This window comes from Pseudoalteromonas denitrificans DSM 6059 (assembly GCF_900112265.1).
In the GTDB taxonomy this organism is placed as follows: Bacteria; Pseudomonadota; Gammaproteobacteria; order Enterobacterales; family Alteromonadaceae; genus Pseudoalteromonas; species Pseudoalteromonas denitrificans.
Genome location: NZ_FOLO01000045.1, coordinates 1 through 14,999, shown reverse-complemented (window position 1 = coordinate 14,999; position 14,999 = coordinate 1). Strand labels below are relative to the sequence as shown.

Annotated in this window: 5 protein-coding genes; all 5 read right to left on the bottom strand. The window is 35.7% G+C overall.

The window, feature by feature from the left end:
- Positions 1 to 2 precede the first annotated feature (2 nt).
- The 5 genes from BM088_RS20035 to BM088_RS20015 all read right to left on the bottom strand — a co-directional run bounded on the left by BM088_RS20035 (position 3) and on the right by BM088_RS20015 (position 14,982).
- Positions 3 to 2,750, bottom strand: a complete 2,748-nt coding sequence (locus BM088_RS20035; RefSeq protein ID WP_177208110.1) for a hypothetical protein — start codon at positions 2,748 to 2,750, stop codon at positions 3 to 5.
- A gap of 408 nt (positions 2,751 to 3,158) precedes the next feature.
- Positions 3,159 to 4,031 carry a cupin-like domain-containing protein gene (locus BM088_RS20030; RefSeq protein ID WP_091988915.1) on the bottom strand — a complete coding sequence of 291 codons (873 nt, stop codon included), beginning with the start codon at positions 4,029 to 4,031 and terminating at the stop codon, positions 3,159 to 3,161.
- Positions 4,032 to 4,616: 585 nt separating this feature from the next.
- A complete protein-coding gene (locus BM088_RS20025) occupies positions 4,617 to 5,303 on the bottom strand; it encodes a hypothetical protein (RefSeq protein ID WP_091988912.1) in 687 nt (228 codons plus the stop codon).
- A gap of 105 nt (positions 5,304 to 5,408) precedes the next feature.
- Positions 5,409 to 7,475: a TonB-dependent receptor plug domain-containing protein gene (locus BM088_RS20020; protein WP_091988907.1), complete on the bottom strand. Its 2,067-nt coding sequence runs from the start codon at positions 7,473 to 7,475 to the stop codon at positions 5,409 to 5,411.
- Positions 7,476 to 7,728: 253 nt separating this feature from the next.
- Positions 7,729 to 14,982, bottom strand: a complete 7,254-nt coding sequence (locus BM088_RS20015; RefSeq protein ID WP_245763875.1) for a non-ribosomal peptide synthetase — start codon at positions 14,980 to 14,982, stop codon at positions 7,729 to 7,731.
- Between the last annotated feature and the right edge of the window lie 17 nt (positions 14,983 to 14,999).

Here is a 14,999-nt window from a genome sequence, read left to right as displayed (position 1 = left end):
GGCTATTTCCTTTTATTGCTATTTTGTTGTTCGTGCTCTACCAATATTAATGCTGACAAATTAGAGAATACTCGCTCAATAAATTCCAGTTTAAGAACATTATGCGCCATTAAATAAAGGTTAAAGCGGGTAATCGCCATATAAAGTCCGTTAGCCAAAAGAACACGATAGAACTGCACTCGGTCAAAGTCCTTTCCGGTATTTTCTTCTAGTTTTTCAATATAATAATTAACATAACACTGATAGCTTTCAGGTTCTGTGATAACAGGCAATGCATAAATTAAAAATTCAACCAAGTCTCGTTGCGGATTTTGATAACATGCCAATTCCCAGTCATAAGTTACCAATTGATAATCATGGCTATTGTCAGCTTTTTTAGAATTTTTTATACGCAGCGCAATATTTCTGGTATTAAAATCATTATGCGTCAGTGTCATTGGAAATTGAGCCATATCAGTTAAATAGTTTGACGATGGATTTAAAAAGTCATCAAGAATATCCATTAATTTTTTTGAAAATAAACCGTTAAAACGCTCATTATTATAACGTGTCATGTTATTTAGTAACTCACTGGCATCCAACACTCTTTGCTTATCAAAAGCAGAGCAAACATCCGGTAATGACGCTTTATTATCCAAATACGTTTTATGCATATCAGCCAACCCGTCCAATACGGCATAAATATGTTCAGGCTGCCACGCTGAGGGGGTATTAATTGTATTAATATGCGAACAATGGCTTAAGTCTTCCATCATTACTGTGAACATTTGCATTTTCTCATCTGCTTTCAAGCCATAAATTTTAGGGCAGTATTGAAGTATGCTGTTATCCATAGTGTTATAAAGATCAAGCTCTCGAATATGGCTACCTTCAAATCCAAAAATAGAAGATTGAGCTTCATATAAACCAGACAAAGTATCTTCACCAGACATGCGAGCAATTTTAGCGCCGGTTAGGATAATTTCTTCAGAGGGAGGCTTTACTTTTAGCACTACCGCTAATTTATTGATTGTATTTTCATGGTTTTGACTCAGTAAATAACGATGAATACCATATAAAGGATTTTCTTCAGACGTCAACGTATTTACGATACCTGAGTTACTATCTAGATCAAGTGACAATATATTGGATATTAAATTTTCTTTTTCAGACCTTATTTTATCGGACATTAAGTTGTTTAAAAATTTAAGATCAATATAATTTTTAGTTAACTTATCTGCAGGACGATTTCTTCCCAAGCGTTCATGAGCCTGTACAAATTCATTAGTGATAATGGCTGCAACTGTAGAAATATCAAGACTCAAACATGTTGCAGCAATAATTTCGGCAAAACGTTTTACTTTTCCACTGCCCGCACACCCCATTAAAGCAAGGCTCTCATTTTGTGAGGGTAAAGCAGTTCCTCCTCCTACCGTTCCTATCACCAATGAAGGCAAATATAATGACACTACCGCGCCTTTATTTTCTTTGCGAATTTTAAAGACACCAATAGCTGATTCATGTACACAAGCGATATCTTGACCAGTTGCAGTAAAAATACCTGCTATCACATTAGCAAAGTTCACATTTGATCCCAACATTCCTGCGGCTGAAGCACCTATCTCACCTTGATGCCAACCGTTGACCAATTCATCAGAATTTAAATGCAAAATTCGACGCAGTACTGTGTCAGGTATAAAACATCGCGCCGTTACACTAATGCCCCTCCCTTTAGTCAAACTTAATGCATTTGCTTTTTTATCTCCCGACATGTTTCCTTCAATTAAATACTTTAAATATTGAATATCAGGTCTTTTACTGATTTGTTTTTCCATCCACTCACAAGCAAACCAAGTTGCAGCAGAGGTCATATTTTGCCCAGCAGCATCACCCGTATGATAACAAAACCTTAAATGCAAGCTGTCGCCAAATATGAGCGGTTCAATCCTCACAAGCTTTGCCACAGAGGAAACACTTTCGGCTTTTTTTACTAATAGTGCATGATGTTCAACAACCCAAGCTTGTAAATTTACCGCTCCTTGCATCGTTTCACATAAAAATACTGGAGCACGAACCATGTTTTGTTCTGCAACATGAACCTCAATTCCTCCAGATAAATCACAGGCTTTTGCTCCCCTACAAATCGAACTAACTAAACACCCTTCCGTTGTTGCTATAGGTACTGGAATGTAACCATCAGCATATTTACCATTAACCCTGACAGGACCCGCTAAACCGATAGGGATTTGAACAGCACCAATATAATTTTCTATATTCCCAGCAAGTGATTGAGCATTAAAATGATTATCAGATATTTTATTAAAATTTGAGCCTGAAACACTTTTACACCAGTCTAATCGCGCTTTAATTGCTGTACTTTCATAATGCGCTGCCCCTGAAGATGCAGGGATTTTCCTTAAATTTTTTGTTTTAATGCTAGATTTTTCTTTAACCACATCATTGAGTATTTTGCGCATTCTACTTATGCTATCACCGCATGTTGTTTTAACTGATATTTCTGTCAATTTAGTAACAGGATGCACATTGCATTTTACAACTTTGAGTTTTTCTAAGCTAAAAGAAACATCTTTTTTATTCACGAAGAGCTGTTGTATTTCATCATTTTCAACTAAATCTATTTTTTCAGAAAATGATATTTGTAATTTCCCATCATTATAATCACTTAATATTCCTTCACAATTATTATCTTTATAAGTCATATGGATGATTGGGGAATGCATAAAACGAGACTCATCGTTAAATTTTGACATATTTTTCCTTGTAATTACATATCGCTCAAACATAAACGGGTTATGCCTCTGAAGCGTGAAAAGTGAATAGGGACAATTGAAATTTAAGCTATAGTGTTACAAATAGAATACTAAAAATTATGCCTCTTTTTTCGTTCCCTTAACAGTACACAAATAATTTATTTTACTCTATTTTTTATATGTAACATTTCTATTCAAGATATGACTGATGGAATTATATGTAAATTAAGCTTTATTACTTGATTTAAAAAAGGTTAAGACTCTTAAAAATGACAAAAATCATAATTAAAGGTTTATTACTGCCAAGATCTCACACGTGAGTAAAAAACATAATTTAATAGAATTAGACTAAACAATGCGCTTAACCTTATATTGAAGACACTATACAAGGTTAATCACCACAATTTTTTAAGATACATAGTTAAGGTAAGGTTTATATCTTGAAAATAATTTTTTTGCCGGAACTCCTAGTACAACCCCAAGAAAACAGATCATATTATAATAAACATTAATGCTTGGCATTCCTTTGGGGATGGCTGTGAATGCCCGTGTTAAACTATGAATATTATGAAAATCAATATTAAAAGAAATACAGTCATCAAGACTTCGAACATGGTGTAATGTACCTGATGGCATATAAAATAAATCTCCAGAGTTTATCTCAACCTGTTTAGGAGTCGCTTTAGAATAATCAGGATGTTTCATTAAATCTGGTGACTCTGGATCAATGTCATACCAACGCCATGATTTTCGGGAGCAATATTTACTGTCTGAAAAGTCCATTACTGTAAAACATTTTCTTCCCTGGATTTGAAAAAAAATATTATTTGTGAGTAAAGTATCAAAATGTAATGGTGTAACACTTCCTGCAGATGACATAAAAAACTGAACATATTGCCACCAATTTTTTCTATACCATTTAGGAATAACATTTATTGGAAACTGTCCAACATCTTTACGCAAATGTTCAGCTTGTAAAAAAATAGGGATATCATGGCAATATGGTCCAATTTCTGTAGAACCTTCATCCTGAGATTTTTTAAAGGATTTCATGCTTTCAACATAATGTGCCATGGTTGAGTTTTCAATTTTAACTCCATCAGACTCAAACCTTTTTGTTGCTATAGAAATATCGGGGCACATTTTTGAAAAATAGTCTGGGTTCCAATTTTTGATAGCTGGCCAGCTTTTAATTCCCCCCCGATAAACAACAACTTTACGATTAAGAAACTTTTCTCTGAATTCTTTTTCATCAAAATGTTCTCTTTCAATTACTTCCATAATAATGCCTTTTAGATCTAGGATATAACTTGCTGACCTCAGCTCAAATTTATAAAAATTATTATTGAGGCGGTTTTACTAACTTGTATATTAAATACTCTTATAATAGGTCAATTATTAATATGTGAAATTACTTTATATTCAGCTAAATATCCACTTGATAATAATTGCGTTACCACGTGTCAAATTGATAACGATTAGGTCATCTCATGACAATCAGTATTTTTTATAATTAGAATGGTAAAAAATTGTTATAAAACACATCTTTTATAACAAATTATCTCGTCTGATAAATAAACAAAATAAATTATAGTTGAACAATAACATGTCAATTTTATTCTCGCAATTAGCTGAGCATTTCTTTTTACTTTCGTTTATTCGAAACATGGTTTTTTAAACTCACTTAAAAAAAGAAAGCGCATTGATACCATATATAAATCCGCCTAAAAAACTCCTCACGACACCAAAGTGATTAATAAGTAAACCATCTTTAAGTTAGAGCCTGAGATCTTATAAAGCCCGTTATTAACGGGCTTTATAAGATCTATATACTGATACTCCTCAGTATATGATTAATTTAATAAATTATTCCTGTATAAGCACTCTTTTACCATTTGTATCAGCAACGACAAGATAAGATTTTCCCAAATCAAGTGTACATAAATCAATATAGTTACCGCTCACTTTCAGCCCTGTTTCACAATTATTAACTTCAAACCTTTGTGTTACTTTTCCAATTTCAGTGGTTTGAACTACCTGGTCAGAATCATTTATTTTGACACTCATTTGTGAGTTAGCAAAAACGCGAATACTGTAAACATCCGCTTTATCGGAAGCTTGTTTATCAAACACAGAAAGTTGATAATCAGTTCCTGATAACCAAGCCACAGCAAATACATTAGAATCAGCTGTTAACTCTTGGTTTAATGTATCTTTTTTTGTCTGGCTATTAGCATCTTGAACACCAAAAGTTGTATTATTTAAACTTTCTCCCCAAGCATGCTTGTATGGTGAACTTATTTCATTAACAGCAATATCAGACGCTTTATCTTCATCACTAAATACATCTCTATTCAAATCTCTAATTTGAACATAAAAACTAGCCATTTCATCTAATGCATTCACGAAAGTAATGTTTGCAGATTTATCCTTAGGTGTTAAATCATCCAAAAGTGTATCAACCTTATCACTTCCGCCACCGCAACCCGTAACAGTAAAAACAATTGATAAAGCTAAAGCACTATTTCTAAATTTTTTTGATATTAAAGTCATAAATTTCTTATCCTTAAATTAATTAACAATACTTAATTGTTAATTAATTGTTTTTTCTATAAAATATTATTTTGTAATTTACTTTTTAAAGTAATTTAACGCCTCTTAAAAAGAAACGTTAAAACCAATCGAAGGTAACATGCCAAAATCATCACTTTTCTCTTCAATGATCAAATCATCTGTTGATTTTACTTTTTTATAATCAAGATCAATATAAGAGACATTATCTGAATTATAAGCATTTCGTAATTCAAAAATCATCGTAGCATCTAAATCAAAAAAGTCAGTTTTACGTTCAAAGCGAATATCTAACCTATGGTAAACATCAAAACGCTCGGAAAAAGACTCTCCATAAGTTGGTAAGTAGTGATCTTCAAAGTCAGGATTTTCAACTACTCCAACGATTGGCGTATAAGCTTGACCACTTCTAGCAGTAAAGTTAAAACCCCCATTCCAACGTTCATTTATTTGATAGTTAAAAACTAAGTTCACAACTAATGGAGTATCAGCATAATAATCTTTTGTTGTATTTTTTCGCAAATCTGTTCGTTCACTTTTTGCATAACTTACTGCTAACCAACCATACCAATTATCAGTTTTATTTTTATTAATTAATAAATCTGTACCATACGACTTCCCTTCAACATCATTTGCATAATTGAGATGACTATCAATTTGAGTCTCATTAAGTGCTAAAGGTAAATCATCCATTGTTTTATAGTACCCTTCAATAGACCAGCTCCACTCATCATTTAAGTATTGAGAAAAACCCAAACTTGCATGATTAGACGATTGTGATTTTAACTCTGGATTACCAATTTTTGGCGTGATAGTGCTTATATCCTGCATTCGGTTATATTGACCATATTTAGCAGTAACAGTACTATCATCTGAAATGTAATAACTCAATGCTACTCTAGGGTGCACAAAATCTTCTTTATTATATTTATTGTGTTGCCATTGCAATCCTATATCGGACTGTAGAGACTCATTAATTTTCCACACATGATTAATACCAACAAATGCATTGTCAGTATCAAGTACAACACTATCTTGTATTCTATCACCTTTATTCAATGCACAATCTGGATCTATATCAGTACAGTTATATTGTAGAATATCATAATCTGTTTCTACTTCAGCATCAAAATAAGCTGCATCAATTACAAATTGATGCTCATTATTAAGTTTGTAATTCAACCTCGCTTTGTAAGATATCTGCTTATTGGTAGTATCATTATAGAACCCATCTGAAAGTGTCGCAGACTTGCCAAACTCAAGACGCTCAGTATGACTTAAGGAGCCGATACCCACTTTTATTTTAAAATTATCATTATAATGGTCCCATATTACACTTTGGCTATTAAAACCGCGTGTAAATTCCGCATCACCTTGATATTCAGGTGTTTTAAGTGCAAGCTCCGCACGTTGATTAAAATTTGCTGCGGCGCTATCTTCTGCTCCAGTAAAAGAAAAAGTAAGTACATTATTATTATTAACATCCCATACCCATTTCCCTTGGTAATCATGATCATCTGGTGGATCATTTATTACGATACCAGTTAGCTCACCATCCTCATCTTCTAACTCTTCACCTGTAGAAACAAAAAGAGGCAAAGTACTTTTACGTGCCGAAAAGTAAAATGCACTATTTTCAGTAATTTGACCTTCCGTAAAAATACCAGCATTAAACATGGACAAATCAAGCGTTGTTTTTATATCTTGATATTTAGGACTTCTAAGAGACACATCAAAAACCGCACCAGTGGCATTAGAATAACTCGTACCATAGGCCGCTGAAAATAATTGAAAGTCTTGAATAAGGTGACGATTAAAAATTGAAGTGCCAAAATCATGGAATATATATCCAGCAGGCATAAAATCCACTTCAAATAAATTATCGTTAGGTGCTGATCCTCTGACAGCAGGTTGACTCATTGAACCACCTGCAGCAACAACACCAGGCAAGGCATATATGGCTTGAAGCGGGTCTCCCATGGCGCCAGGCATGACTGTTAACTTTTCAGCATCTTCAGTAATTTGAGACATAATATCACTTCGTTTACCATGAACAACAATACGCTCTGTTGTTACTTCATTTGCTAATGAAGAACCACTAAGGAGTGCTGCAATAATAACTGCAAGTTTACTGTAATTTATAACCGGCTTCATATCTTTCCTTATAATGCTTAAAAATTCCACATTAATAAAGTATCACATTCCCCGAATTAGGCACGGGTAAATTTGTTAAAGTTTGTTAAAATCTGTAAGTTTGAGGTATGCCATACCTCAAACTATTGTCTAGAGTTACTCACCAAGTCTATTAATTTATCATTATTTAAAAAGAAATCGTGGGAAAGCTCCCCACAATTTACAATGTAAATGTCATGACATCAGTTTAATAGACAATTAAACGAGGTTGACACTACACAACCTTTTCATCTTCCGGTTCTAAACGGATAAATTGGTTGTTAAATTGCGATATGTCTAGAACAAGTTTGTCAATTATTTTCTCAATACAGTCTCCATGCATCATCTTACCGTGAATACCTGGAACAGTTATCACTTCATCGGAAGATAAAAGTGTTTTTTGCCAAGCCTCCAGGATATTTTTTTTCTCTTGCTCTGTGTTCCCTTCTGCAGCAAACAATACCGATTTTCCCGAAATATTCAAAGGCGCTACCGACCAGTTAGTTTTCATCAAATGTGTTCCAAACTTTAATCCTATTTTGATCTGCTCTGGCTCATAATCTACTTCCTTATCGCTTTGAAGGATTAATTCCGCAGCATTTATTATCTGCTCATCCAGACTCTTGTTTTCAAATTCTTTACCCAACTTATCCGTAAAGCAAATACCCGATAACGTATCTTCTTCACTATTGAGTTCATTTTTAAGTACTTGTCTCAAATTTTCAGAATCAGATAAGTCTGTATTCGGAAAAATCATCAGAGAATCCAAAATAGCGAGATAACTTATTTCATCTCCCTGGGCAAGCATCAACTCAGCAACTTTACCTGCAATATTGCCACCAGCTGACCAGCCACATAACTGATATGGACCTTCAGGCCTATGCTGCTTAATTGCCCTTTTATAAAACTCACCCAGCTCAGAAAAGTTATCAAAATTGAGTTCATGATTAAAATTGAAAGGTGCCTGAATACCAATGACAGGACAAATCCCTTCCAAAGAAAGTGCGATTTTTCGATAACCATCACAACGGCCACCAAATGGATGAAATACATAAAGTGGATTTCCATTTGTTGTCTTGTTCAATGCTATAATAGATCCTTGCTCAATAGGCAGGTGATTATGACCATAATTCATTGCAAATTCCTGAATGCAACTGCTTTCGTACAATGCTTTCAAATCACTATCTATACCCACTTTTTTCATCTGGTGTATCGCTTTGAGCATTAATAAAGAATGTGCCCCTAACTCAAAAATATTGGCAGTGATACTAATCTTATCGGAGTCCAGACCCAGTAATTGTGACCAAACCTGAACCAATGACTTTTCGATTTCAGTTTTTGGTGCAACATATACTTCATGTGAAACGACACGCTCTGGTACTGGTAACGCTTTTTTATTAACTTTCCCATTTGCAGTCAAAGGGAGTGCATCTAAAATCATAAAATAAGTCGGCACCATAAATTCAGGTAAAGATGCATAAGCATGATCTTGCATTTTGGTTATCAGCTCACCATCATCTTCTAAGTCTGTCGTTACATAGGCAGCTAAATGTTTAAGCCCAGGTTCATCCTCTCGCACCAAAACAACAGCCCGCTTAACAGCATCTATGGACAATAGTTGCTGTTCAATTTCACTGAGTTCAATACGATACCCTCTCATTTTAACTTGGTCATCAGTACGACCGATAAACTCTATATTTCCGTCAGGTAAATAACGTACTAGATCTCCTGTTTTATAGAGTTTGTCACTTGATTTTTGACTAAAAGGATCATCAATAAAACGCTCAGCGGTCAGTTCAGGTCGATTAATATAACCTTTCGCAACAGCCATGCCTCCAACCCAAAGTTCACCTAAAGTGCCCATAGGGGCTAACTGTAGGTACTTATCAAGTACATAACAACTCACGTTCTCAATTGGTTTACCAATAGATGGAAGATCACCAGCCTTAGGTGAATTAACCAAGCCTATCGTTGCAACATGCGTTTCTGTTGGTCCATAGTAGTTCCATAATTTGCAATGATGGTGTTGCTCTAAAAACGCAGCCAAATCAGAGGAAACCACTAAAGCTTCACCTGAAGTCGCTATTTCTTTAAGATTAATAAGATGTAGGTCACGCTCATTCACAGCCTCACTCAGCCAGTTTAAAACTGCTGGCGGGATAAATAATCGTTCAATTTTATTATCGTGCAAAATATCAGGTAATGTCACAAGGTTTTGCTTACTTTGCTCACTCATCAAAAATAATTCACTTCCAGTCAACCAACAAGTCGTCATTTCATGGATCGATGCATCAAAACTGATAGGTGCAAACTGTAATGTACGTAATGCTCCATGCATACCATCATCCAATATTTGACCTTGAGCCAAATTAACCATTGTTCTGTGCGTTTGCATGACTCCCTTAGGCCTACCTGTTGAGCCTGAAGTATAAATCACAAAAGCAAGATCATCAGGTGATAGTCCATTAGAGATCTGTAAATTTTCAGTTTTATGTGCTGACAACGCTTGCTTTATTTTATCATCATCTAGCTTGATTGCCTTTACAGGTTTACCTTCATATACAGCACTTAGATCGGAATGAGTGACTAATAGCTTTATTGCACTATTTTCCATCATATAATCTAGACGTTCTTGAGGGTAACTGGGATCAAGCGGTGCATATGCAGCGCCCGTTTTTAATATCGCCAGTAAACTTATCACCATCTCCATGGATCTCGCAATGCAAATACCCACAATACTGCCGCGTTTCACCCCTTGAGCAGATAAATATTGTGCTAGCTGATTGGATTGGTTATTGAGCTCTTCATAAGTGAGATTTTTGCCATTAAAAATTAATGCGATTTTATGAGGGCTTTTTTCAACTTGAGTTTCAAAAATTTGATGAATACATTGTTCAACTAAATAATTTTTAGAAGTATTGGCGAAACCTTTGATTAAGTAATTTTGTTCTTCATAGCTGAGCAACGGCAACTTCCAGACAGGCTGCTCAACTTGTTCAATCATAGCTTTTAATACTCTATGCATTTGGTCTAGCAAAATATTCATATCATCCGAATCAAACCGTGCCGTTTTATAAGAAATATCGAGCGTTAATAACTCCCGTAATGACCCTTTTACCATCAGACCAAAGTTAGTGTCATCGAAAGCTTCCATCGATGAAACTTGTAAGCCTGACAGATCAACTTTGTCTTCTAAGGCATCATCAACTGGGTAGTTTTCAAAAACTAACAAACTATCAAATAATTCTCCCTTACCCGATAAATTGGCTAATCGCTGCACTTCACTCAAAGATAAATAGCAATGTTCATCTCGAGTAACTTGAGAATGATGTAACTTAGTTAACCATTCACCTAGTTTGATATTACCTTCAATATCAATACGAACTGCAACCGTATTAATAAAAAGACCCACCATTTGCTCAACACCCAATAACTCAGGTGGACGCCCAGATACAGTTGTTCCAAAAACAACTGAATTTTCACCACTATAACGAGACAAAATAAATGCCCAAGCAGCCTGCACTAAAACATTCATTGTTAACTGGTTTTTTCTAGCAAACTGAGATAACAATTTCGTTTCCTCATCAGTAAACTCAGAAGAAACTGTTACTATTTCATTTAAACCTGAACACCCTTGTCCAATGTCTTTTTCTAATGGGAGTGCCGTCATAACATCAATGTCGCTCAAAGATGCTCGCCAAAATTCACGTGCCGCTTGCTCATCTTGCTCTGCTAACCATGCTATATAATTTCTATAAGGTATTACTGCTGGTAAAGTAATTCTCTCGTTTTCTTTAAGGTTTTGATAGACTTTAATAACTTCACCAAAGACTAGAGATAAACACCAACCATCATTTAAAGCATGATGATGGCTCCACAATAATTGATGCTGGTGATTGCCTAAAGACCACAGAGTAATTCGCATCAAAGGCGCTATTGTCAATTCAAAGCCTTTTCTTAAGTCATTTTGTCGATAAGCATGGATCAGCTGTTGTTGTACTTCAGGTATTGACTCAGTCATATCAAATTCAGACCAAGGAAGTGTTGCTTTAGTCAATACTAACTGCTGTATCTCTCCAGAGTCTTCACCTACAAAAATGGTTCTAAATATATCATGCCTTGCAACAACACTTTGCCAAGCTTCTCTAAATAGAGCTGTATTTAAATTACCTTCAAGTGTCATCATTATTTGCGTAACATACGCATTTTTATCCAGTAAACTGTGAAACAGCATGCCTTGTTGCATTGGTGTCGCTTTGTAAATATTTGCAATATCGTACTTAGCTTGCCATGTATCCAATTGAATTAAATTCATTTTCGCCAAAGGAAAGTCTGATATCGTTAAACGTCCAGCGTTAGGACTTAAACAATGTGATATAACATCTTTTAAAGCCTGCTCTAAAGACTGCGCCAGTGATTGCATACTCTTTTCACTAAAACGTGCTAAATCATAATTGAGATTAAAAGACAGAGTACCACCTGTAACAGCACCATTAAGCGTAATCCCATGGTCTATTTTTCGAGCATGACTAACCTCTAACCCGCGCGATTCTGTTGCGCTACCAAAATAACTATCTTGCGTGATCACTTGGTCAAATTGACCAAGATAGTTAAAAGCAATATCAATAGCTTGACTCTCAATAAGTGATTCATCTTTTGTCAAATAACGTAAAACACCGTAACCGATACCATGACATGGTACCGCTCGGTATTGCTCTTTAATGGAACAAATTACTTCCTGTATATTCATACTCTTTGAACTTAAAACCAAAGGATAAATACTTGTGAACCACCCCACGGTTTGACTTAAATCCAGTAAAGGCGTTAAATCTTCACGACCATGCCCTTCCAGCGCGATTCTAATACTTTTATTACCTGACCATTGATTAAATCCCATGAATACACTACAAAGCAGTAACTCATTTATTTGGGTACGATAAGTATGCCCTGCTTGTTGTAATAATTGAGTTGTTAAATTTTGATCTAAGCCAAAATTCTCTACACTAGTTCCAGTGAGTTTGGAAGGCACTTCAGGTAAATCGTTGACTGAAATATCATTCATTCGTGCCCAATAACCCTTCTCAGCAGCCAACTTATTACTGAAAGCATATTCTGTTAAGAAGTCACCCCATTGTTGAAAAGATGAAGTCTTAGCTGGTAGTACCGATGTCTTACCCATACGTATCGCCGCCATCCACCGTTCAGCATCTTCCAGTAAAATTCGCCATGAAACACCATCTATAACTAAGTGATGTACGATAAGTAATAAACGCCCTTCTTGACCTTGATTTGTTACATGTACCAAACGTAAAATCGGGCCTTCAGACAAATTTAAACTTCTCTGTATTTCATTTGCTTTATCTTCAAGACTACTAAAATCTGAATCATCAAGATAAAGGTGACTGATACTTTGCTCTACCATTTTCGGATCTAGCGGACAATGTAAAGCTTGCCATTTGCCTTCTTGCAATGCAAATCGTAAACGTAAAGCATCATGACGTTGGTATAATACTGTTACCAATTTATTCAAATGTAATGGTTCGAAACCCACTGGAGTTGTTAAAAGTACCGATTGATTAAAATGATGTAAGTCGGTTTCATCTTCAAAAAACACCTGCTGAATTGGCAATAAATTTAACGCTCCTTTAATCGGATTTTGAGGAGCCTCTACTGCCATCCCATAGGTTACTTTAGTCGCTAATTCAGCAATATTCTGATTGTCAAACAGTTGCTTAACGGTTAGCTGCATACCCAATTGATTTGCTTGAGATACTAACTGAATAGACAAAATAGAATCGCCACCCAATTCAAAAAAGTTAGCTGTCGTGCTGATTTTATCCGCTTCAAGATTCAGTAACCCTGACCAAATATTGACTAATGCTTTTTCCGTATCCGTTTGTGGCCCTACATACTCTCCTTGTAATAAACTGTCATCTGCTTGCGGTAATGATTTCCTATCTACTTTTCCATTTGCCGTTAATGGCCATTCTTCTATTTTTACAAATGCACTCGGCACCATATAATCTGGCATACGAGTAAGCAAACTCCCTTTTATTTCTGCCAACTGTGCTAACACTGCCTTTTCAACATCCGCTGTCTCATGCATGAGTGATAATTTAACATAGCCAATCAGCTGCTTGCCTCCTGAACTTGTCTCTTTTGCTACAACTAAAGCCGAATCAACCCGCTCATCTTGGTTTATCTGATATTCTATTTCACCCAGCTCAACCCTGAACCCTCTGATTTTTATTTGTGCATCAATACGCCCTATAAACTCTATATTGCTATCCTTAAGGTATCTTACTAAATCTCCTGTTTTATATAAGCGTCTACTACTATTTGGTTTACTCTCATCATAATATGGATTATCAATAAACCGCTCTGCCGTTAATTCTGGGCTATTTAAATACCCTCTTGCCAGCCCATCGCCACCAACACATAACTCGCCAGTCGCGCCCATTGGTAACAAATTACCCTCATCTGACATGATAACAACTTGGTCTCCTGATAACGGACGACCTATTGCGATTGGACTGTCTCCTTCTAAGACTTTTGGTATTTGATAACAACATGTAAACGTTGTATTTTCTGTTGGACCATAACCATTTATCAAAGTAACCTGTGGCAACATCTTTTGCACTCGCATCACAGCATCAGGATTCAGAACATCACCCCCTGCTAATACCCATTTTAATGTCGTCGCTTTATCGCTTACTCGGCTCCACTCACTAAATAATCCCGCCGTTAACCAAAGTGCATTTACCTGTTCACTTACAATAATCTCATTTAATCTATTAATATCGAGATATCTTTCTGGATAAAGGATACATTTACCGCCATTGAGTAACCCCCCCCAAATCTCAAGCGTTGCTGCATCAAAAGCAATATTCGCACTTTGTAAGAAGACCGTATCCTGATCCAATGGCATAAAGTTCGGATTAATTACCAATCTACTCACTGCAATATGAGGTGTTAATACACCTTTAGGGTTTCCTGTCGAGCCTGACGTGTAAATCACATACGCCAAATGACTTGAATTAAGCCCAAGCTCCCTCGTCTCTAGGTTATCTATCGCAAAATCATCAAATACGCTCTGTATGTGTGGCGCTTTTTGCCCTAAACCATCGAGACATAACGCGTGTGCATTTCCAAAAGACACTTCCTTTTGTACATGCGACAAAGTTAATACAACATTTAACCCTGCATCTTCCAACATATAATCTAAACGCGCTTTAGGATAATCAGGGTCCATTGGTACATAAGCACCCCCTGCTTTGAGTATCCCTAGCATACCTATCATCATTTCTATTGAGCGCGTAATGCACAAACCAATAAGCGTATCCGCTTTTACTTGATGATGTGCAACTAAATAATGTGCTAGTTGGTTTGCTTTTTCATTCAGCTCTTTATAGGTCAATTTTTTATCTTTAAAGACAACTGCAGTCGCATTAGGTGTATTTTTTGCCTGCTGCTCAAAAAGTTCATGAATACATTTATTTTTAGGGT